Annotated in this window: 16 protein-coding genes; 8 read left to right on the top strand and 8 right to left on the bottom strand. The window is 69.1% G+C overall.

Translation table 11 applies throughout. The annotated features are described in order from the left end of the window. From CFP71_RS36835 to CFP71_RS36810, 6 genes are all read right to left on the bottom strand, one after another. Positions 1–716 (bottom strand): ALF repeat-containing protein (locus tag CFP71_RS36835; RefSeq protein WP_244199973.1); only part of this gene is annotated, 716 nt, incomplete at its 3' end. A 398-nt stretch (positions 717–1,114) separates the two neighbouring features. Then, positions 1,115–3,271 carry an AbfB domain-containing protein gene (locus tag CFP71_RS36830; protein ID WP_093938534.1) on the bottom strand — a complete coding sequence of 719 codons (2,157 nt, stop codon included), beginning with the start codon at positions 3,269–3,271 and terminating at the stop codon, positions 1,115–1,117. Between the two features lie 86 nt (positions 3,272–3,357). Next, positions 3,358–5,397, bottom strand: coding sequence for an AbfB domain-containing protein (locus CFP71_RS36825; protein ID WP_167406399.1), 2,040 nt, complete (start codon positions 5,395–5,397; stop codon positions 3,358–3,360). A gap of 100 nt (positions 5,398–5,497) precedes the next feature. After that, positions 5,498–6,583 (bottom strand): hypothetical protein, encoded by a 1,086-nt coding sequence (locus tag CFP71_RS36820; protein WP_093938532.1) that lies wholly within the window; start codon positions 6,581–6,583, stop codon positions 5,498–5,500. A gap of 448 nt (positions 6,584–7,031) precedes the next feature. Continuing rightward, positions 7,032–7,316, bottom strand: a complete 285-nt coding sequence (locus CFP71_RS36815; protein ID WP_005154220.1) for an Lrp/AsnC family transcriptional regulator — start codon at positions 7,314–7,316, stop codon at positions 7,032–7,034. Between the two features lie 39 nt (positions 7,317–7,355). Continuing rightward, on the bottom strand, positions 7,356–9,074 hold the full coding sequence (locus tag CFP71_RS36810; RefSeq protein ID WP_093938531.1) for a DEDD exonuclease domain-containing protein: 1,719 nt from the start codon (positions 9,072–9,074) through the stop codon (positions 7,356–7,358). Between the two features lie 96 nt (positions 9,075–9,170). Between CFP71_RS36810 and CFP71_RS36805 the strand changes: the two genes are divergently transcribed. Beyond that, entirely contained in the window at positions 9,171–10,559 is a 1,389-nt protein-coding gene (locus CFP71_RS36805; protein WP_093938530.1) for an NYN domain-containing protein, read from the top strand. A 63-nt stretch (positions 10,560–10,622) separates the two neighbouring features. Here CFP71_RS36805 and CFP71_RS36800 read toward each other — a convergent pair whose 3' ends face one another. After that, positions 10,623–11,615, bottom strand: a complete 993-nt coding sequence (locus tag CFP71_RS36800) for a hypothetical protein (RefSeq protein WP_093938529.1) — start codon at positions 11,613–11,615, stop codon at positions 10,623–10,625. A gap of 192 nt (positions 11,616–11,807) precedes the next feature. Between CFP71_RS36800 and CFP71_RS36795 the strand changes: the two genes are divergently transcribed. The 3 genes from CFP71_RS36795 (at position 11,808) to CFP71_RS36785 (ending at position 14,786) form a co-directional block, all read left to right on the top strand. Next, on the top strand, positions 11,808–12,050 hold the full coding sequence (locus tag CFP71_RS36795) for a hypothetical protein (protein WP_093938528.1): 243 nt from the start codon (positions 11,808–11,810) through the stop codon (positions 12,048–12,050). 445 nt (positions 12,051–12,495) lie between these two features. Then, entirely contained in the window at positions 12,496–13,548 is a 1,053-nt protein-coding gene (locus CFP71_RS36790) for a C40 family peptidase (protein WP_208636123.1), read from the top strand. 80 nt (positions 13,549–13,628) lie between these two features. Then, positions 13,629–14,786, top strand: coding sequence for a glycosyltransferase family 4 protein (locus CFP71_RS36785; RefSeq protein ID WP_208636122.1), 1,158 nt, complete (start codon positions 13,629–13,631; stop codon positions 14,784–14,786). A gap of 4 nt (positions 14,787–14,790) precedes the next feature. On the opposite strand, the gene CFP71_RS36780 is transcribed toward CFP71_RS36785, so the two are convergent. After that, positions 14,791–15,414 carry a nucleoside/nucleotide kinase family protein gene (locus CFP71_RS36780; RefSeq protein ID WP_093938525.1) on the bottom strand — a complete coding sequence of 208 codons (624 nt, stop codon included), beginning with the start codon at positions 15,412–15,414 and terminating at the stop codon, positions 14,791–14,793. Between the two features lie 125 nt (positions 15,415–15,539). On the opposite strand from CFP71_RS36780, the gene CFP71_RS36775 reads away from it, so the two are divergent. The 4 genes from CFP71_RS36775 to CFP71_RS36760 all read left to right on the top strand — a co-directional run bounded on the left by CFP71_RS36775 (position 15,540) and on the right by CFP71_RS36760 (position 20,930). Next, positions 15,540–15,893 carry an SRPBCC domain-containing protein gene (locus tag CFP71_RS36775; RefSeq protein ID WP_093938524.1) on the top strand — a complete coding sequence of 118 codons (354 nt, stop codon included), beginning with the start codon at positions 15,540–15,542 and terminating at the stop codon, positions 15,891–15,893. A gap of 24 nt (positions 15,894–15,917) precedes the next feature. Beyond that, on the top strand, positions 15,918–17,126 hold the full coding sequence (locus tag CFP71_RS36770) for a cytochrome P450 family protein (RefSeq protein WP_093938523.1): 1,209 nt from the start codon (positions 15,918–15,920) through the stop codon (positions 17,124–17,126). Between the two features lie 25 nt (positions 17,127–17,151). Next, positions 17,152–18,432 (top strand): adenosylmethionine--8-amino-7-oxononanoate transaminase, encoded by a 1,281-nt coding sequence (locus tag CFP71_RS36765; protein WP_093938522.1) that lies wholly within the window; start codon positions 17,152–17,154, stop codon positions 18,430–18,432. 239 nt (positions 18,433–18,671) lie between these two features. Continuing rightward, complete coding sequence (locus tag CFP71_RS36760; protein ID WP_093938521.1) at positions 18,672–20,930, top strand: bifunctional SulP family inorganic anion transporter/carbonic anhydrase; 2,259 nt, start codon at positions 18,672–18,674, stop codon at positions 20,928–20,930. Positions 20,931–21,045 lie beyond the last annotated feature (115 nt).

Genomic DNA, 21,045 nt, shown 5'->3' with positions numbered 1-21,045 from the left:
CCGCCCGCGGTGTTGGCCGCCAGGATCTGCGCGGCCTTCCGCGCCTCGTTCCCGCCGGCCACCAGCGCGTTCGCCGAACGCTGCAGGGCACGCAGGCCGTCACCGTGCGCCACCATCAGGACCCGGCGAGCCTCGTTCGCCCGCGCGGCCCGCTTGGCCAGGTCAGACAGGGCCTCGGCCGCGCGGCGGCGGTCTTCCTCCGCCTTGACGAGCCGTTCGCGCTCGTCGGCGTCGGCCTTCGCGGCGACCAGGTATCCCGACGAGAGGAACGCGGTGATCGCGTCGTCGCCGGCGTCCAGTGCGGCTTGAGCGGCCCTCCGCACCTCCGGGCCACCGGCCCCGGTGAGCATCTGCACCTTGGCACGGTTCTCCGCCGCACGGTCGCGCGCCGACTGCGAAGTCTCCGCGTCCCGCTGCTCGGCGATGACCTTGCCGTAGGCGAGGAACTGTTCGCGGTCGACGTCGCTTCCCGCGAGTACCCGATCGACCTCGGCGCGCAGATACTGCCCGCCGGTACCGCGGAGCGGTTCGATCGCCGTCCGGTTCCTGGTGGCGGTTTCGGTCTTGCGCTGTGCCGCCTGCCGCTCCGCCTGGTCCAGTCCGGTGTCGAGGAACGCCGCGATCGCGGCGTCACCCGCCGCCAAGGCCGCGGTGGCCGCTTCACGGACCTCCACATCCTCATGGAGTTCCGCGTTGTCGACGACGATCTGTCGCAACGACGGCGGGATATTCCTTTCGGAAAGCCCTGTCCTGCCATCCCATTCCGGGTGCAGCGGTGGCGTTTCCGCGCTTGCGCGCACGGCTTCCGCGGCTGCCGCCTGTCGCGTGGCGGATATCGGCGCGGCTTCCGCGGATACCGGTAACCCGGTCGCGAATAAGGAAAAGCAGACGGCGACTGTCAATCCGAATCTTCGCACGAATTGTCTCCAGCTTCAGCGAAGAGCCCCCAGTAGCTCCTCGGTTCTCCGACCGTACAAGTGATCACGGTTCGGTGGCAAGAAGACATTCATGCTGTCGCCAGTGTATATGTCATGCGCTGAAAGGGTGCCCGAATTCCTTCTTTCCTGCGCTGAAAGCAGGGAAGAAGGAATTCGGGTCACGGGTGGCTCGCCCGTCAGTTGTAGTATTCTTTCGCGCCTTCCGAGGGGGTGTGCTCGATTCTGCCTTTCTGGAAGTAGCTCACGCGTTTACCGGGTACACCGGGGTAATCCATTTCATCGGAGGTGGGGTAGCCGAGCCTGCTCCGTTCGTATCCCAGCCCGGCCCAGCGGTCGAAAATGGCTCCGTAGATCAGCTTCGGCCCGATACTCGGGTGGTAATAGATGGATCTCGGGCCGGGGAAGTGATTGCACATCCCCTGCCCGTCGGGCAGGTAGAGAGTGTCCTCGCGGGGGACGAAACCGGGGATGCTGCGGCCGCCGGATTCGAGGTACTTGGTGAGCATCGGTTCGAGGATCCGTTTCACCCCGTACTCGGCCGACCAGAAGCCGCCGCCTTTCTGGAAGCGCTTGTACCGGATGCCGTTCAAGATGTTCTCGGCCTGGGTCTGCGGACCGAGCCCGTTCCAGCCCCACCAGTCTTCGTTGAGCCAGCGCTCGTCGATCTTCGTGGTGATCCAGGGATTGGGGCCCACGGGAATCCAGCTGATGTCGGCGGCGAAGTTCCCGTCGGTGTCGAAGTTGTTCTCCTTGCTCAGGCCGTTGGCCGCCCAGAGCTCACCCCAGTACTGGCGCAGGTAGCGGCCGGGATGGGCTTTCGCCTCCAAGGTCACGTTGGCCGCGCTGCCGTCCCTGCCCGGCTTGGCGCACCAGGTCGCGTTGAGCTTGTAGCCGTCGGTGCCGTCGTTGCCCGCCAGCTGGACACGCAGGTTGGGCGCGATGCGCAGGTAGCTGCCGACCCGGGTGGCCGATTCCAGGGAGAAGCAGTTCGGGTCGGCGAGCCCGGGCACGATCTTCCAGGTGGCGTCACCCAGCGGTGCGGTCACGGCGTTCGACGGCTGGGTTCCCGGGGTGGCCCAGGCGTCGCCGCCGGCACTGCGGACATGCCAGCCTCGCCTGCCGGCGGTGACTCCGGCGAACGCCTGTTCCAGAACGGTGTACTGGCCTTTGGCGAGGAAGTCCTTGACCTGGTCCCAGGTGCCGTTCGCGGCGACTTCGGCCGCCGCCGCGGCGAGCCGGGGGCGGAGCCTGCTCGCGTCGGCCTTGGCCTTGAGGTCACGGACCTTCTGCCGGTCGGCCTCCTCCCGTTCGCGGAGAACCCTCGCGTCGTCCCTGGCGCGGGCTTCGGTGACCCCGGTCCGGATGAACCGGTCCCAGTCCGCCGCTACCCCGGCGAGGGCGAGGCCCGCCGCGTTCTTGATCTCGCGGTGCGCGGGATCGGCGAGTTCCGGGGTCTTGAGCAGTTCGCGGAGGAAATCGTCGTCGGCGAGGTCGAGCCAGGCCGCGACGGCGATGAGGGGGACCCTGTCGCAGGCGTCCTTCTTCGCCATCCTCGCCGCTTCCCGGCGGGCGGCCTCCTGATTCTCCTGGTTCAGCCGGTCGAGGTAGTCGAGCTGATCCTGGTGGTGGAGCACCCTCATCTTGTTCTCGATGAAGTCCTTCCACACCGCCGCGTCGCCGCCGAACGCGTCGAAGGCGCCCTTCTTGAGTTTCGGGTGTTCCGGTTTCGCCTTCTGGTGGACCTTGTAGACGAACATCTGGTCGTTGTCGTTGAGCATGACGTCGTCGAAGTCGACGATGTCGACGTCGATCAGGATCTCCCGGCGCAGCTGGACGGTCCGGTCCCAGGCTTCCTGGCGGCGCTGTCGTTCGACGCGATCCCGGGCGGCGAAATCGAAGACGCCGGTGCGGATGAACGCCGTCGCGTCGGGTGCGGTGGCGTTGTCGAGCATGACCTTGTAGATCCGGTAGGCCTCGGCCTTGGTGACGGGGAAGTTCGCCGCGTTGATCTTGTCGTAGACCTTGAAGACGAAATTCGTGTCGGTGGCGTCGCGCCATTCCTTGGTGGCTTCGCCGACTTCGATCTCGAACACCGCCCGCACCTTTTCGAGTTCGGTCGCGGTGGGCAGTTCGGCCGCCTGGGCGCTCGGGCTTTCCCGGGGGACGGGTGCCTCGGGGACGGGCCTGCCGGGCGCGTCCGCGGTCGGACTCGGCGGTGCCGAGGGCGCGGCGTAGGCGGTGGACGGGGTGAGCAGGCCGCACAGCACGGTCGCCGCGGTCAGGAGGGCGACGCTCCTGGCCGGTCTCCTGTCGCGGATCAATGATCTTCGCATGTCGAATACCTTTGGTCGGATGGAAAAGGTCAGCCGGGGGCCCGGGAGCGTTTCCCAGGCCCCCGGCTGGAGCAGGACGAAACCGGTCAGGTGCCGGATACGGCCAGGTGGACGATGATTTCGTAGGTGGCGGAGTTCCAGGTGATGTAGCCGTGCTCGAAATTGCTTTGGCGACCGGGGGCGATGGTGAATTCGTCACTGGTCGGGAAACCGAGGCGGCCTGCTTCCGCGCCGAGCGAGTTCCATCTGTCGCGGATGGACCCCATCACGTATTTGGCGCCGGTCGAGGGCGACCAGTAGATCGCCAGGTTCTCGCCGTTGAAGTTGACCATCGCCCGGGTGGGCCCGCTGACCTGGTTGGTGCTCGGCATCAGCCATTTGTGCCCGCCGAGCCCCAGATAGCGGGTGAGGATCTCGCCGGTGATGAACTTCGCGCCGGTCTGCTGGCTCCAGTACAGGCGTCCGTTGGTGAATTCGCGGAACCGGGCACCCGCGTCGTAAAATTCCGCCGCCTTCGGGTTCCCGGCGAGTGCGCGCAGCGAGTCGTCGTTGAACCAGTCCAGCATCAGCGGCGTCGACACCTCGGGATTCGGTGCGACCGTCCGCCAGTTCGAGTCCTCGTGGAAGAGCCGGTCGGTGTCGAACCAGTTCCCGCCGCCGAGCTGGGCGATCCAGAGCTGCGCGTCGATATGCCGCAGGATCCGGCCCGGCTGCGCCTTCGACTCCAGCAGGACGGTGGCGCCGTTGCGCCGCGGGCACCAGGTGGCGTCCTTCTTGAACTGGTCGGTTCCGTCGTTGCCGTGCAGTTTGACCCGCAGATCCTGCTGCCGCAGGTAGTTCCCGGCACGCTCGGTGGACTCCAGCGAGTAACACAGCGGATCGGCGAGGCCGGGGGCCACCTTCCAGGTCGCGAAGGCCAGCGGCTTGGTTCCGTCGGTGCCCGCGTTCCCGGGAGTGATCCACGCGTCGCCGCCGCCACCCTGGACGTGCCAGCCCCGGACACCGGGGGTGTAGGTCCCGAACGACTGGGTCAGCACCTCGTACTGGCCCGTGCGCAGGAACGTGATCACCGCGTTCCGGTCGCCCGCCAGCGCCGTGGTGGCCGCCGTGACCAGCCGGGGCAGGAGCCCGCTGTTCTCCGCGCGGACCTTGAGCTGACGGACGGCGTCGCGGTTGGCCTGGTCTTCCTGCGCTTCGCGGCGTGCCTTGTCGCGTCCGGCCGCGGCCTTGAGCCCGGTTTCGACGAACGCCTTCCACACTTCGCGGTCCGTGCTGCGGGAAGCGCGTTCCGTCGCGTCCTTGACCTCGATGTTCGCCGGGTTGGCCAGTTCGGGCAGCCGCAGCAGTTCACGGATGAAGACGTCGTCCTCGGCGTCCAGCCAGATGTTCTGGAAGGTGGCCGGAATCTCGGCGACGGCGGTGCGCCGCTTGATGTCGCGCTCCTCCCTGGCCGCCTTCTCGGCGTTTTCCCGCCGGAGACGGTCCAGGTGTTCCACGATGTCCTGCTCGGCGAGTTCGAGGACGGTGACCTCGATGAAGGTCTTCCACGCGGCGGCGTCCCCCTTGTACGCGGCCATCGCCCCGTTCTGGACCCTGGAGCCGCTCTTGGCCCGGCTGGCGACCTGGAAAACGAAATTCCGGTCGGTGAGGTCGAGCAGCACGGGGTCCAGCGGGATGATGCGGGCGTTCTCCAGCGCCTTCATCCGGACGCCGATCCGATCGCGCCGCTCGTTGTCGCGAAGGATCTTCTCGTCGTGATCGCGCTGGACGAATTCGTGGACGCCGGTCCGGATGAACGCCGAGGCGTCGGCGACGGCGAGGCCGTAGATCCGGGAGGCCTCCGCCTTGGTCCGGGGATAATCGTCGACGCTGATCTTTTCGTAGATCTTGAAGACGAAGTTCTTGTCGGAAAGCCTCAGCCAATCGTCGGTCGCCTCGCCGACTTCGATGGCCTCGACCGCCAGCACCTTGTCCCGCTGTGATGCCGGGGGAACCGTGGTGGCCCCGATATCGGGTTCCGCGGTGGGCACGGCGGGCGGCACCCCCTGGCCGGGCGGTGCTTCGGCCGCACCGGCCGGTGCGGCCGGCAGCCCGGCGAACATGGCGGCGACGGCGGCCACCGCCATGCCGTGGCGGAACCATGGCCTTGATATGGACGTTCTTCGCATACCCCAGTTACCTTTTCTCGAGAAGAAGCCGCCGGCGGGAAACCGGTCGGAGGAATGATCAGCTCGGGTTCTTGATCCTCTGCTCGCCTTCGAGTGCCTTCTGCAGCAACGACTCCCAATACGCGACGTTCTCGCCGGCGAGGGACCGGTTGTCCGTCCAGTCGGTTTCCGTCGCCCTCGCGGGATCGATGAGCGCCTTCCAATTGGGGTTCTGCGCCGCCTGTTGCGCGGCGAGCAGGATGGCGTGCCAGGTTTCCGCCTGCCGGTGGGCGAAGTCCCTCGCCTCCTCCCATTTCGACCGGGCTGGAGAAACGTCGGCGCCGACCTTTCGCCAGGCGGCGGCGGCCCGATCGCGAGCTTCCTCGCCCGCCGCGCCCTCGGTTTCCCGCGCCGCCTTTTCGGCGGCTTCGGCGTCGACGATCAGCCGGGCGATCGTCTGTTGCCACTGGCGGTTCTCGCGGAGCATCCGTTCCCGGAAGGACTCGTTGTCCAGCCGTGCGCCCTGTGCCCAGCCCCAGGCGAAGAAATCGGTCAAGTCGTCGTCGGTCGACCCCGCACGCACCGCGTAGCCGGCGGCGAGTCGTACCTGGGCGCCCGGATCCTGTTCGGCGAGCATCCGGACGTATCGGCGGTCCTCCTCGACGAGGGCGCGTTTCTGCTCGCCGAGGTCCGCGCGGAACCGCTGATCCCGGGCCTTCGCGGCTTCGTAGCCGCCACCGTGGCAGAACTGTTCCCGTTTGGACGCGGACTCGGTCAGGTAAAGGTTCGCCGCGTCGTACACCTCCGGCGAATATGCCCGAAGGTGGGTTTCCAGCAGCCGCCGGAGGAATCGCTTGTTGCCTTCGTCGCGGTTGAGCGACCGTTGCGTCGCGTACACGAGCCCGCCGTCCGGAGAGCGGAGGAATTCGATGGACGCGGCTTCCGGGTCTTCGCTGAGCAGGGCGACCCACGCGTCCGTCTTCACCGTGCTGTAGATGCTGTACTTCGCGTAGTTCAGCACCTCCCAGCGGGCGATCTCGCCGGGCGTCATCGCCACGGACGTGGCGTGCACCCCGGTTTCGGCGGCGGAGCCCGCCGGAACGGCGATCGTCCCGGAGAACAGTGCCGCGGCGCAAAGCGCGCAGGACAAAATACGCTTGTACACTCCAAGCCCCCAGTCAGCTTCGGTGTAGTGGATTCGACAAGTGCCCTTTCCGGAACGTGCCGGGAAGGGTGCGCGTGGAACGACATGCGGAATCGACGCCGTTATCCGGCGATGAATTAGACGATTTTCCTGCTCTTGCCGTCGAAAACGTCAATGATTTCCCGGTGGCTCAGTGGCCCAGCGGGAAATCCTCGGGTCGTCGTCAGTGGCCGCGTATCCGCCGGAATCGATGGGAGGCGGTCTGGCCGCCGGTTCGCGCGGAATGAAGGCGGCATCGATCGCCGCGATCCCATGATGGATCGATCATCGGTACATACCCCAGAATCCCAGTACCGGAATTCCCCCAGTGAAATTCCGGTTCTGATCCTAGCTAACCGGTACCGGCCGGTTCGCGCAAGATCCCGCCCGAGGTGAAAAAGTCACCGGTGAGGCGGGATGCGCGTTGCCGTCACGCGCCTTCGACGCCGATGTCGAACGCGGACTCGCTGTCGGCCTTCGAGTAGGAGCGGAACGCGATGTGCGTGACCGTGCTCAGCACACCGGGGACCTTGCCGATCTTCGCCGGGATCAGGTCCGCGAGGTCTTCATGGGCCGCGACGCGGACCGAGGCGATCAGGTCGACGTCGCCCGCGCAGGAGTAGACCTCGCGGACGCCCTCGATGTCCGCGATCGCCTGCGCAGCCTCGGGGATCGCATCGGCTTCGACCTGGATCAGCACGATCGCGGTGATCACTACAGCGCCTCCTACTTCAGTGAATCCGGTGCCGCGATCCTAGCCCGCCACCCTCTCCAGCGCCGTCGCGCTCGCCGCCAGGTCGAGCCACTCCTGCCAGCCGCCCGCGGCGGCGGGCTCCGCCCAAGGGTGCGTGGTGCGCACGAGCCGGACGCCCGGGCGGGTCAGCCAGCGCAGCAGGATGCGGACCTCCTCGGAGATCGCGCCGAACAGCGGACCGGGGCCGGGGATCACCGTCTCCGCCGAGGCCACCAGCAGCTCGACCACCGGCATCGGCGGCACTCCGCGCCGCGCGACGCCCGCCGACGCGAGCCTGCCGTGCCGGATCACCGCCAGCTCCCAGCCTCCGTTGCCGTCCGGTCCGGCGGCGATCAGCTCCGGGATGCCCGCCAGCGCCGACTGCCGGTGTGCCCGGCCGACCGCGCGGATCAGCCCGGCCAGCTGGTCGCGGTGCTGGGCGGCCTGTTCGTAGTGCTCCTCCGCCGAGAGCCGGGCCAGCTGATCGGCGGCAGCCCGCAGCGGCCGCCCGTCCGTCCCGGCGATGAGACCGGACACCGCCAGCACACCCGGCCGGTATGCCTCGACCGTCTGCTGCCCGGCGCACGGCGCTCCGCAGCGGCCGAGTTCGGCGAGGACGCAGGGCTTCCCGCTCGGCGAGGTGGCCGAGATGCGCTGGGTGCACGTCCGCAGCCCCGAGGCGCCGGCGAGGGTGTCCGCGGCCGACCGGGCGTCGGTCTGGCTGCGAAAGGGCCCCAGCATCCCGTCTCGCGGCATGCGGACCACCGACAGGCGCGGGAAGGCCTCCTCGGTCAGCGCGACCCACCAGGCGTGCCGTGGGTTCTTGGAACGGCGGTTGTACATGGGACGGTGGGCGGCGATCAGCCGCAGCTCCCGGACCGCGGCCTCCAGCGAGTGCGCGCACTCGACCGCGTCGACCCGTTCGGCCAGCGCGACCATCTCCCGGATCCGCCCGCGGCTCTCCGAGCCGGTGAAGTACTGCCGGACCCGGCGGCGCAGGTCGCCCGACGTCCCGACGTACAGGACTTCGTCGCTCGGGCCGCGGAACAGGTAGACGCCGGGCCGGGACGGCAGATGCTCGGCCAGCGAGCGTTTGCGGCGCTGGGCCGGGGTGACCTCGGGCAGGTAGTCCAGGAGTTCTTCGAGGGTGTGGACGCCGAGGTTGCCCACTCGTTCGAGCAGCGCGTGCAGGACGTCGACGGTGGCCCGCGCGTCCGCGAGCGCGCGGTGGTTGGGCGTCGTGCGCGCGCCGAACAACGCGGCCAGCGCGGACAGGCGGTAACTGGGCGTCTCGTCGCGGGAGATGACCCGGCGGGCGAGCCGGACCGTGCAGACCACGGCCGTCTTGGGCCAGTGGTAGCCGTGGCCCTCGCAGGCCGCGCGCATGAAGCCGGTGTCGAAGGCGGCGTTGTGCGCCACGAGCACGGCACCGGAGATGAACTCGAGGAACGACGGCAGCACGCGCTCGATCCGGGGAGCGTCGTAGACCATCGCGCCGGTGATCCCGGTGAGTTCGACGATCTGCGGCGGGATCGGCATCCCCGGGTTGACGAAGGTGGCGAACTCGCCGACGATCTCGCCGGCGCGGACCTTGACCGCGCCGATTTCGGTGATCCCGTCCGGACCGGGTTTCGTGCCGGTGGTCTCCAGGTCGAACACGACGAAAGTGATGTCCCGCAAAGGGGTTCCCAGCTCGTCGAAGGCGAGTTGCGCCGCGCCGGGCCGCCGTCCGGTGTCCATGATCGGGCACAGTAGGGGCAGGCACCGACAATCCCGGGATGTGCGCACGGCGTCCCATTGAGCGCGGCCCGAGCCCATGGGGCCTACGCTGGAGCGATGCAACCGCAGCCCGCAGTGCCCGAATCGCCCGAGGACGCCACCGGCGGCCCCTCGGGTGTCGTGGTGTCGGCGGGTGACGAGGAGACGACGGAAGAGGTGCCGGCCGAGGGCTGGACGGCACTGCCGGAGCTGGTGCGGGAGCGGATCGCCGAGCTCGCGGCCGCCGCCGTCGGCAAGCTCCCGGTCGCCGACGTGCCGAGGCAGCTTCGCCCGGTCGCGAAATTCGCCCCGGCGAAACGCGCGAAACTCGGCGGGACGGCGTTGCTCGCCGCGCTGGGGGAGTCTTCGCAGTTCCGGGTCGCGGTCACCGAATGGCTTCGTGACCACCGCAAGGACGCCCTCGACCCGAACGCCCCCGACTCCGTCGCCGCGGCGGCCGCCGCCGTGCTGCTGGGTGAGGCGGGCGCGGCGGGCCGGGTCCGGCTGGTGGCGAAGAACGCCGAGGAGACGGCGTTGCGCGCCGAACGCGACGCGGCGCTCGCCCGCAACCAGCGGCTCGAGTCCGAATTGGTCCAGGTGCGCGAGGAGTTGCGCGAGGCCAAGGAGATCGCCGGTGGTGCGCGGGGCGAACGCGACGCCGAAGTCGACAAATTGCTGAAGCGCCTGCGGGAGCAAGGTGTCCAGTTGCGACAGGCCAGGGACGCCGTCGCCGAGGCTCACGCCCAGCTGGAAAGCGGAGGGGCCGAGCGCGCCGAGGAGATCAAGGCGCTGAAGGCCCAATTGGACCGTGAGAAGCAGCGTGTCGCGACGGAGCGGGCGCGGGCGGAGAAAGCCGTCACGGACGCCGAGATCGCGCGTCAGTCGGCGCGTGAGGCCCGTCAGGCGGACGAGGTCCGGCTCGGACTGTTGCTGGACACGATCGAAGGCGCCGTCGGCGGGCTGCGCCGGGAACTTTCGGTGAGCGCGCGGGGCCAGCGTCCGGCGGACATGGTCCGCGGCGCGACGTCGGGGCTGGGCGCGGGCGGCAAGATCCAGGACGTCACCGCGCTCGACAGGCATCTCGCGCTGCCCAACGTGCACCTGATCGTCGACGGCTACAACGTCACGAAGACCGGGTATCCGGAGATGGCGCTTTCCGATCAGCGAGACCGGCTGATCCACCAGCTTTCCGCGCTCGCGGCGCGGACGTCGGCCGAGGTGACCGTGGTGTTCGACGGCGCCGGTGTCCTTTCCGTACCCGCGGCGGTGCCGCGCGGGGTGCGGGTGCTGTTCTCCGAACGCGGCGTGCTCGCGGACGACGTCATCCGGTCCCTGGTCGCGGCGGAGCCGCCCGGGCGGCCGATGGTGGTCGCGAGCACGGACCGGGCGGTGGCGGACTCGGTGCGGCGCAAGGGCGCGCATCCGGTGCCTTCCGCGGTGCTGGTGTCGAGGCTCAGCCGGGTCTGAATCAGGGGTGCGGCAGGCGTGGGGGTCGTGAGTGGCTAGGACGGTTAGAACCATCCTTATCACTCACGAGCAGGTCGGGCAGCTGACGCGTTCGGTCGTCGGGCGCCACCCTTCCCGGATGAGGATCTCGCGGACCTCGGCAGCGACTTGGCAAGGCGAGTTCCGGACGTCTTGCCAGCCGTAGACCAGGCGGGCCCGGCCGGCGAGTTCCGCGGCGTTGTCCCGCCGCCGATCCCGGAAGGCGATCGCGGCCATCGCATGGGTCGCCCGCCCGTCCAATCGGACGGTCAGGCGCGCCCCGTGCGAATCGTAGGTGACGTCCTCCCACAGCGTTTTGCCGTCGACCTCGACGGCTGTCTGCCGGTCGCCTGACGGCAGCCCGTGCCGTTCCTCGACTTGTTCCTTGAACTCCACTTCGAGCGCCGACATGAGGCCACCGGCGACCAGTTCGAGACCTCGCTGGATCTCGGCGCGGAATCTGTACGGCGGGCGCATCGAGACGCAGTCCCGCATGGCGGACAGTGGGACTTTGCTCCGGCTGACCAGATCGACGACGACGTTCACCGCCTCTCGCGCAGTGGGCCGGGAAGCCGCCAGATCGACGATCGTGTCCGTGAGCTTGGTGCGCGGCGGCCATGTTTCGGCCGCGGAATACGGGAGCGCTCGCGACCGGTGGACCTTCACCAAGGGCCGCTGGGAAATCGCCGAACCGGAATAGGGGACGGTGATCTCGATCGGCCCGTCAGCAACCGGCAGGAGACGCCATTCCTCCGCGGCGGTGCGATGGCTCAGCACCGCGTGCCCGCCGCCGTAGCGGAGGGCGGCATGGATTTCCGCTTCCCTCGGTAGAGGGCCTGTGAAAGTCGCGTAGACCCGCGGCAGTACACGTTGCCAGCGTCCCGCGTCCAGGTTGGCGACTATGTCCGCCCTGGTGTGTCCATAGGCGAGCAACTGGGCTCTCGTCACGATCCCGTGCTGCTCCCGCAGCAGGATCGGCCAGCTCGGTCGTTGTTCGGCCGGAATGGCTTCTTCCGACCAGCGTTTGTGTAGGGGCACCTGTCCACGGTGGCCCGGCGAAGGCGACCGAGGGGGCGGCAGGCGGAAGTTGTGGATGGAGAGGGCGGTTGTGGACAACTCAAGTCTCGTGAGTGGCTAGGACGGTTCTAACCGTCCTAGCCACTCACGAGCGCGAAACTGTCGGTGGTCGCTCTTAATGTGTGCCTCACCACTGAAAGTGAGGAGCCCGGGATGGACGACAAGGCCATCGCAGATATAGCGGACATAGAGACGCTCGTCATCGATTGCGACCGGTGCGCGGTCCGCGGTGACGCGTGTCATGACTGTGTCGTCAGTGTTCTCCTCGGCGCGCCACTCGCGCTCGAATGGGACGCCGACGAGCGGAAGGCGGTCGACGCGCTCGCCGAAGCCGGAATGGTCCCGCGCCTCCGGATGGTCGAGATCGCCGGCCAGGAGCGCCGGAAGTCGGCCTGAGACACGCCGCGACCGGGACATTCGACGAGTGGTCGATCCGATCAGGTGAACGGTAGGTAGTCGAGATCAGCCCCAGGATGTAACGCCCGTCACAACTTTCCGCTCATGCTGGTCCGAAGGTGTTTCGGCGCATCACGGAGAGTTTTTGTGCCTGCCATGGTGGACGTGGTGCCCGGGGTTTCGTAACCTGTCCGAGATCTCGTGGCCGGAAGTCGTCGCCAGACGGCGACACGGGATCGCCACTGAAGCAGCTTTGTCGGGGAGTTGCACCAGAACCAGCCTTGCGCCAAACCTGTTGCGATAGCACTCGGCCAGGCGCGAGGCGGGAACGCGGGGAACCGCGCGGACCTCACGGTCGGCGACGCGGCTCCGTGGAAGAGGGCCCCCGACCTCTTCGTCCCGGGTTCCGAGTCGGTGGCCGACAGCAAAGGAGACACGCGCGACCGTGCAGTCGCATCCAGTCAAGCGCGTGGTGTCAGGAGCTTTGGCCGCGGCCGCGGTGATCACCGCAGTAACGGTCGCCCAGCCTGCTGCCACTGCAGCCCCAGCCCCCGCCCCCCAGCAGCCCCCCTCCGGCTCGGACGCCCTCGCCAAGTACCGCGACCTCGCGGCGCAGGCGGAGAAGGCGAACGAAGACCTCCTCAAGGCGAAGGACGATCTCGCCGCGAAGCAGGGCGAGCTCGACAAGGCCACCGCCGACGCCGCTGCCGCCAAGGACCTCGGTGTCAAGGCGGCCGGTGACGAGAAGACGTTCCAGGACGAGGTGAACAAGTTCGCCGGTGCCTCCTTCACCAGCGGTGTGCAGCTGAACAAGCTGTCCTCGCTGCTGTCGGGCGCGTCGACCCAGGACTTCCTGGAGCGCTCCTCGGCGCTCGAGGTCCTCGCGGCGAACAAGAACACCGCCCTGAACAACCTGAGCGGCGCCGTCGCCCAGTCCGCGGCCGCCGCGAAGCAGGCGGCGGACGCGCAGAACACGGCCACTTCCGCCCGTGACACCGCCGCCAAGCTGACGACGGACATCGAGGCGCGCAAGAAGACGCTGGACGACCAGCTCAAGGAGATCCAGCGGGCCAGCGGCAACCTGAGCGCCGCGGACAAGAACGCCCAGAAGGACAAGGGCGGCGCGTTCCCCAACCTGCCCGCCCCGGGTCCCGAGGCCGCCGCGGCCCTTTCGGCCGCGAAGAGCAAGCTCGGCAGCCCCTACGGCTGGGGTGACGTCGGCCCGTCGTCCTTCGACTGCTCGGGTCTGATGCTGTGGGCGTACAAGCAGGCGGGGCTCACCCTGCCGCGGTCCAGCCGTCAGCAGTCGACCTTCGGCGCCCCGGTGCAGCGCTCGCAGCTCCAGCCGGGCGACCTGGTGTTCTACAACTCGCCGGTTTCGCACGTGGGCATGTACGTCGGCAACGGCATGATGGTGCACGCGCCGACCACCGGTGACGTCGTCAAGGTGTCGCCGCTGCAGAACAACTACGTCGGAGCCCGTCGCCCGACGGCCTGACGAACAGCGGGAAAAAAGGGGCGGTGCCGCGCAAGCGGTGCCGCCCCTTTCGCGTGTCCGGGGCCAAGTAGCCTGCAGGGGTGCTGAGGACGCTGCTGGTGACCAACGACTTCCCGCCCCGGCCGGGCGGCATCCAGAACTACCTGAATTCATTGGCCACCCGCCTGCCCGCGGACGACCTCGTCGTCTACGCCCCGTCCTGGGAATCGAGCACCGGCTCGCACGGCGAGTTCGACGCCGCCGCCCCGTTCGAGGTGGTGCGCCATCCGACGTCCCTGATGCTGCCGACCCCGGATGTTCTCAAGCGGGCCAAGGAGATCATGCGCGCCCGCGACTGCGAGGCCGTCTGGTTCGGCGCCGCCGCGCCGCTCGCGCTGCTGGGGCATTCGCTGCGGTCGGCCGGCGCCCGCCGGGTGCTGGCGTCGACACACGGCCACGAGGTCGGCTGGTCGATGCTCCCGGGCTCACGGCAGGCGTTGCGGCGGATCGGCGACACCGTCGACGTGATCACCTACGTCAGCAAGTACACGCGTTCCCGGTTTTCGGCCGCTTTCGGCCCGATGGCCGGCCTGGAGATGCTCCCGTGCGGCGTCGACACCGAGCTCTACCGGCCGGACGACGCCGCGGGCAAGGAGATCCGCGATCGGCACGGTCTCGGCGACCGTCCGACGATCGTCTGCGTTTCGCGGCTGGTGCCGCGCAAGGGCCAGGACATGCTCATCAGGATCCTGCCCGAACTCCGCGAACGGATCCCGGACGTGGCGCTGCTGATCGTCGGCGGCGGCCCGTATCGCAAGACGCTCACCGGGCTCGTCGACGCGCTGGGGGTCCAGGACAGCGTCGTCATCACCGGATCGGTGCCGTGGAAGGAATTGCCCGCGCACTACAACGCGGGCGACGTCTTCGCGATGCCGGCGCGGACACGGGGGAAGGGACTCGACGTCGAGGGGCTGGGCATCGTGTACCTGGAGGCCTCGGCGACCGGGCTGCCGGTCGTCGCCGGGAATTCCGGCGGTGCGCCGGAAACGGTGCTCGACGAGGTCACCGGGCACGTCGTCGACGGTCGCGACGAACAGCAGCTTCGGGACACGCTGGCCGCGCTGCTGGCCGATCCGGTGCGGGCGCGGCGCATGGGCGCCGCCGGCCGCGAGTGGGTCAGCGAGAACTGGCGATGGGACACCATGGCGGGCAGGCTTTCCGGCCTGCTCGACGGCGATCCGGTCGCTGCGGTGCGGTGACGGGTCAGGGTTCGTAGCGCGCCGGGTGCTTCGGGTCGTCGACGCGGATCACCACATCGGACAGCGCCGCCGGGTCGACTTCCTGTTCGTAGCGCTCGTAGGCGGGGAGCGCCCATTCGTCGGGCACCCGCCGCTTGAGCGCGGCGGGCGAGAGCCACAGGTGCACGCTCAGGTCGAAAGCGAGCCCGGCTCCGAACAGGAATTCGCCGTCCAGCAGGACGACGCCGCCTTCGGGCAGTTCGACGCGTTCGGCCCTGGTGGCGCGATCGCGCACCGGGTCCCACAGCGACGGGAGGACCAGGCCGCTGCCGTCCTCGGCGAGCGGGTCGAGCACCTCGCGGCGCAGGGCGCCGAGGTCGAGCCAGTCGGTGTAGCGCGAGTCCGGGTCCTTTTTGCCCCGTTCGAAGCGCAGCGACGCGGGCCGGAGGAAGTCGTTCGCCGAGATCCTCAGCGCCGCGTGACCGGCGACCCGCAGGGGATCGACCAGGGCGTCGGCGAGTTCTGTGGTTTCGGTCGCACCGGCCGCGCCGTCGATCGCGACCGCGATCCGGCGGCGGCCCGTGATCGCCGTGATGCGTTCGGTCAGTTCGGAGACCAGCAGAGCGGGAGAAATCGGACGGTAGCGCACGGAAAGAGATCCTCCACCCGGACCGGTGACTGATGCACGGTACACCCGATGGGATGATGGCCCGCGTGACCAAAGCAACGGCCAAAACAGCCGGAAGTGGTTGGCAGGTAGGCGTTTCCCAGACGGTGCCGTACAACGGCACGCAGGTGTGGGACTTCCTGGTCGGACGCGACGGCGTGGAGATCTGGCTCGGTCCGGGCGCCGAACTCGGCAGCGAGCCGGGCGCGGCGTACGAGACGGCCAACGGGACGACCGGCGAGATCCGCGGTCGTTCCGAGGGCGACAAGCTCCGGCTGACCTGGCGGCCGAAGGACTGGGACCACGACTCCACCCTCCAGATCACGGTGAGCGGCACCGAGCAGAAGACCACGCTCCGGTTCCATCAGGAATGGCTCGCGGGCGCCGACGAACGCGAGGAACAGCGGGCATACTGGACCGAAGTGACCGAGCGAGTGGTGGCCGCGCTGGCCGAACGCTGACCGGCGCGCTGGGGAGGCGTACCGATGGTGGCAGCCGAAGAAGTCATGCCCCTTGCCTGGGATCTCGTCCAGGAACCGCACCGGGTCTCCGCGCTGCTGCGGGAAAGCGGCCGGGTCCGGAAGGTGCGCCTGCCGCGCGGCCTGGAGGTCTGGCTCGTCACCGGCTACGCCGAGGCCCGCGCCGTGCTCGCGGATCCCCGTATGGCCAAGGACACCCGCGAGGTCCAGCGCCTCTTCGAACGCGACGGCTTCGAATCCGCCGGTGACAGCGCCGTCCGCGCGCTGACGGGCCATATGCTCAACTCGGATCCGCCGGACCACACGCGGTTGCGCAAACTGGTCAACCAGGCCTTCACCTCGCGTACCGTTTCCCGGCTGCGGCCGAGGATCGAGCAGATCACCGCCGAACTGCTGGCCGACATCGGTGACGCCGAGCGCGTCGACCTCCTGCCCTCGTTCGCCGTCCCGCTGCCGATCCGGGTCATCTGCGAACTGCTCGGCGTCCACGCGGGCGACCAGCCGGCGTTCGCGAAGTGGTCGAACACGATGCTCGCCTGGTCGACGCCGGAGGAACTCCGTGCCGCGGCGGCGAAGATGCACGCGTACCTCGTCGACCTCATCGAGGAAAAGCGCGCGAAACCCGCCGAAGACCTGCTTTCCGGTCTGATCCACGCCAGCGACGAGGGCGACTCGCTCTCCGGGGACGAGCTGTTGTCGATGGCGTTCCTCCTGCTGGTGGCGGGGTTCGAGACGACGGTCAACCTGATCGCCAACAGCGTTCTCGCGCTGCTGCGCGAGCCGGAGCAGCTGGCCGCGCTCCGCGCCGATCCCGCCCTGCTGCCCGGAGCGGTCGAGGAGTTCCTGCGGTACGACGGCGCGATCCACCTGGCGACCATCCGGTTCACCAGGGAATCCGTCCTGGTCGGCGACGTCGAGATCCCGGCGGACGAGTTCGTGCTCGTCTCCCTGATCGGCGCGAACCGGGACGCCGAGCGGTTCGAAGACCCGCAGCGGCTGGACGTCACGCGGCCGGCGGCCGGGCATCTCGCTTTCGGGCACGGGATCCACCACTGCGTCGGCGCCCCGCTGGCCAGGCTGGAGGCGGAGATCGCGTTGCGCGGCCTGCTGGAGCGGTTCCCGGGCCTTGGCCTGGACGCCGACCCGGAAACCTTGCGGTGGCGGGAAAGCACCCTCGTCCACGGCCTGGAAACCCTCCCTGTGCGCCTGCGCTGAGCGGGGTGTGTCGTAGGGTCGCCGGATGGACGCCGCCGAACTCCTCGCGCTCGACGCGGAACACGTCTGGCACCCGTACGGGCCGATGCCGAGCCCGATCGACTCCCTGCTGGTCCGCGAGGCGAGCGGGGTCCGGCTCACCCTCGACGACGGCCGCGAGCTGGTCGACGGCATGTCCTCCTGGTGGGCGGCGATCCACGGCTACCGGAACCCGGTGCTGGACGCGGCGCTGGCCGAGCAGGCGGGCCGGATGAGTCACGTGATGTTCGGCGGGCTCACCCACGAGCCGGCCATCCGGCTGGCGAAGACGCTGGTCGATCTCGCCCCGGACGGCCTGCGGCACGTCTTCCTGTGCGACTCCGGGTCGGTGTCGGTCGAGGTCGCCGTCAAGATGTGCCTGCAGTACTGGCAGTCGGTGGGGCGCAAGGAAAAGCGACGCCTGATGACCTGGCGCGGCGGCTACCACGGCGACACGTTCACGCCGATGAGCGTCTGCGACCCCGAGGGCGGGATGCACTCGCTGTGGCGCGGGATCCTGCCGGACCAGCTGTTCCTGCCCAAGCCTCCCGGCGGCTTCGGCGACGAGCCGGACCAGGCCTACCTCGACCTGCTCGCGACCGAAATCGAGAAGCACGCGGGCGAACTCGCCGCGATCATCGTCGAACCGGTCGTCCAGGGCGCCGGCGGCATGCGGTTCCACCCGCCCGCGTACCTGCGCGCGCTGCGCGAAATCACCGAGGCCAACGGCGTCCTGCTCATCTTCGACGAGATCGCCACTGGGTTCGGCCGCACCGGCAGGATGTTCGCCGCCGAGCACGCCGGGGTCACCCCGGACGTCCTGTGCCTCGGCAAGGCGCTGACCGGCGGTTACCTGACGATGGCGGCGGCGTTGTGCACACCGGAGATCGCCGACGGGATCTCGCGCGGCGAACTGCCGGTACTGGCGCACGGGCCGACCTTCATGGGTAACCCTCTTTCCTGCGCAGTCGCCAACGCCTCGCTGGGGATCCTGGCCGAAGGCGGCTGGAAGTCCGACGTCCCGCGGATCGAAGCCGCGCTGAAGGCCGGGCTGGAACCGGCTCGCGAGCTGTCTTCGGTCGCTGACGTGCGGGTGCTCGGCGCCATCGGCGTGGTGGAACTGGACCACCCGGTGGACATGGCTGTCGCGACCGATGTGCTCACCGCGAACGGCGTCTGGCTGCGCCCGTTCCGGAACCTGATCTACACGATGCCGCCCTACATCTCCGAGGCCGAGGACCTCGCGACGATCACCTCGGCCGTGGTCGCGGCCGCGCAAAAAGCCTGAAACGGGCTGAATTCAACCGAAAGAGTGTGACGGCGGCCACAGCAATCCGCAAAGGCCACGCTGGGTACAGAGCGTGGTCGCGGGGTGGTCGTGGTCAAGCGAACGGGCGAGTCCGTTCGGGACCCTTCTCGGGCGTTTTGTCGCGAAAAGGTGTTATGCCCTAGTTCTTCGGCGCACAAGCAAACCTGAGAAACCTTTGCGTAGCAGACTTTTGCGCGTCGATCGGGTTTCCTGCCCCCATGATCGACATCGTTGGTGACGAGCACGACACCGGGCCTCCGGGCCGCCGCAATCCCACATCGACCCTCCTGAAGAACCTTCGCCACGACCTCCCGGCTTCGGTCGTCGTCTTCCTCGTGGCCGTCCCGCTTTCGCTCGGCGTCGCACACGCCGCCGGAGCCCCTCTGCTCGCCGGACTCATCTCCGCCGTCGTCGGCGGCGTCGTCGCGAGCCTCTTCGGTGCTTCCGTTCTCCAGGTCAGCGGCCCGTCCGCCGCGCTGACCATCGTCATCGCGGAGACCATCTCCGCCTTCGGCTGGGCCGCCACCTGCGCGATCACCGCAGCGGCGGGCGTGGTGCAGATCCTCTTCGGCGTCAGCCGGGTCGCCCGCGCCGCACTGGCCATCTCCCCGGCCATCGTGCACGGCCTGCTCGCCGGGATCGGGCTGATCCTCGTCCTCGGCCAGTTGCACGTCGTGCTCGGCGGGGTCGCGGGAAGCTCCACGATCGCGAACATCCTCGCGCTGCCGGGCCGGATCGTCGGCCACCACGACCAGGCCGCGCTCGTCGGCGTCGTCACCGTCGGCGTGCTGCTGGCGTGGACCCGGATGCCGCGTTCGGTGCGCCGCGTTCCCGGTCCGCTCGCCGCCGTCGCGCTGGCGACCGGCCTTTCCGTCGCGGCCGGCCTGGACCTGCCGCGCGTCGACCTCCCGAACGGCTTGCCAGGGCTGGGTTTCGTGCCCGAGGCGCCGTCCGGGTCCTGGGCGGCGATCATCGCCGCCGTCCTCTCCATCGCGCTCATCGCCAGCCTGGAGAGCCTGCTTTCCGCCGTCTCCATCGACAAGCTGCGCGATGGGCCGCGCACCGACCTCAACCGTGAGCTGATCGGCCAGGGCCTGGCGAACGTCGCCGCCGGATCGCTCGGCGGGTTCCCGGTCACCGGCGTCGTCGTGCGCACCATGACCAACTTCGAAGCGGGCGCCCGCACCCGGGCGTCGGCGATCCTGCACAGCGTCTGGATCCTCGGCTGCTGCCTGTTCCTGGCGGGCGCGCTGCGACTGATCCCGCTCGCCGCGCTCGCCGGTCTCCTCGTCTACGTCGGCGCGAAACTGGTCAATGTCACCAATCTGCGCGAGGTCCGCCGCCACGGCGACCTGCCGGTCTACCTCGCGACCCTGCTCGGCGCTGTCGCCGTCAACCTGCTCACCGGCGTCGCCGCGGGGATCGCGGTGGCGCTCGCGCTGATGCTGCGCCGGATGCTGTTCTCCGGGATCCACGTCGAACAGGACGGTTCGCGGACGCGCGTCGTCATCGAAGGCGCGCTCACCTTCCTTTCCGTGCCAAGGCTCACGACCGTCCTGGCCGAAGTCCCCGCGCGTTCGGAAGTGACGCTGGAGCTCTTCGTCGACTACCTCGACCACGCCGCTTTCGACTGCCTGCGCGGCTGGCAGCGCGCGTACGAACGCGCCGGGGGAGTCGTGATCGTCGACGAGATCGGGCATCCATGGTTCGAACGCGGCAAGGCCGGTGTGCCGACCGTGCGCCGCGGTGTCGCCTCCCGGGTGGTGCCGCGCTGGCTCGCGCCGTGGTCGGAATGGCAGGCGGAACACCTCGAACTGCCGAGCCAGCGCGGAGGCAGCGTCCCGTTGTGCCGTGGCGCCTCGGAATTCCAGCGCCGGACGGCGCCGCTGCTGCGGAGCACCTGGGACGGGCTGGCGAACGGCCAGCAGCCGCACACGTTGTTCGTCACCTGTGGCGACGCGCGGATCGTGCCGAACCTGATCACGACCAGCGGGCCGGGGGACCTGTTCACCGTGCGGAACATCGGGAACCTCGTCCCGCACGCCGGCGCCGAAGCGGATTTCTCGGTGGGGGCGGCGATCGAGTACGCCGTCGGTCTGCTGAACGTGCGGGAAGTGGTGGTGTGCGGGCATTCCGGTTGCGGGGCGATGAAGGCGTTGCTCGGCGACGCGCCCACCGGGCTCGCGCACCTCGGTGGCTGGCTGCGCCACGGTGAGGCGACGATGCGGCGCCAGGCCAGTGAAGGGCCGGTGCTGCTCGACGGCGCCCGCCCCGCACAGGAGGGTGATCGGCTCGCCCTGCACAACGTGGTGCAGCAACTGGAAAACCTGCGCTCGTACCCGGTGGTCGAGGCCGCGCTGGCGCGGGGCGAACTCTGGCTGACGGGCATGTACTTCGACGTCGGGAAAGCGAACGTGTACCTGCTCGACGCGGCGCACCGGTCGTTCACTTCGGCCGCTTCACCGGTGAAGTCCTGAGTCGTGAGTGGCAAGTGTCGTTCTAACCCCACTTGCCACTCACGACCCCCTCGACCGACTCGGTGCCGCCGCGTGCCCGCCTGCTGTCCGTGAAGGGGCGATCCCGAAGGTCGTG

It is taken from the genome of Amycolatopsis thailandensis, from assembly GCF_002234405.1.
GTDB classification, from domain to species: Bacteria; Actinomycetota; Actinomycetes; order Mycobacteriales; family Pseudonocardiaceae; genus Amycolatopsis; species Amycolatopsis thailandensis.
Note: the sequence above shows the minus strand (reverse complement) of the source record. Positions and strands in the feature narration are given on the sequence as shown.

Bases quoted from the DNA above. Each gene is read 5' to 3' on its own strand.
- CFP71_RS36770 (WP_093938523.1), top strand. From the start codon at position 15,918: ATGGTGGCAGCCGAAGAAGTCATGCCCCTTGCCTGGGATCTCGTCCAG.
- CFP71_RS36810 (WP_093938531.1), bottom strand. From the start codon at position 9,074: ATGGACACCGGACGGCGGCCCGGCGCGGCGCAACTCGCCTTCGACGAG.
- CFP71_RS36760 (WP_093938521.1), top strand. From the start codon at position 18,672: ATGATCGACATCGTTGGTGACGAGCACGACACCGGGCCTCCGGGCCGC.
- CFP71_RS36765 (WP_093938522.1), top strand. From the start codon at position 17,152: ATGGACGCCGCCGAACTCCTCGCGCTCGACGCGGAACACGTCTGGCAC.
- CFP71_RS36795 (WP_093938528.1), top strand. From the start codon at position 11,808: ATGGACGACAAGGCCATCGCAGATATAGCGGACATAGAGACGCTCGTC.
- CFP71_RS36825 (WP_167406399.1), bottom strand. From the start codon at position 5,397: ATGGCGGTGGCCGCCGTCGCCGCCATGTTCGCCGGGCTGCCGGCCGCA.
- CFP71_RS36830 (WP_093938534.1), bottom strand. From the start codon at position 3,271: ATGCGAAGATCATTGATCCGCGACAGGAGACCGGCCAGGAGCGTCGCC.
- CFP71_RS36805 (WP_093938530.1), top strand. From the start codon at position 9,171: ATGCAACCGCAGCCCGCAGTGCCCGAATCGCCCGAGGACGCCACCGGC.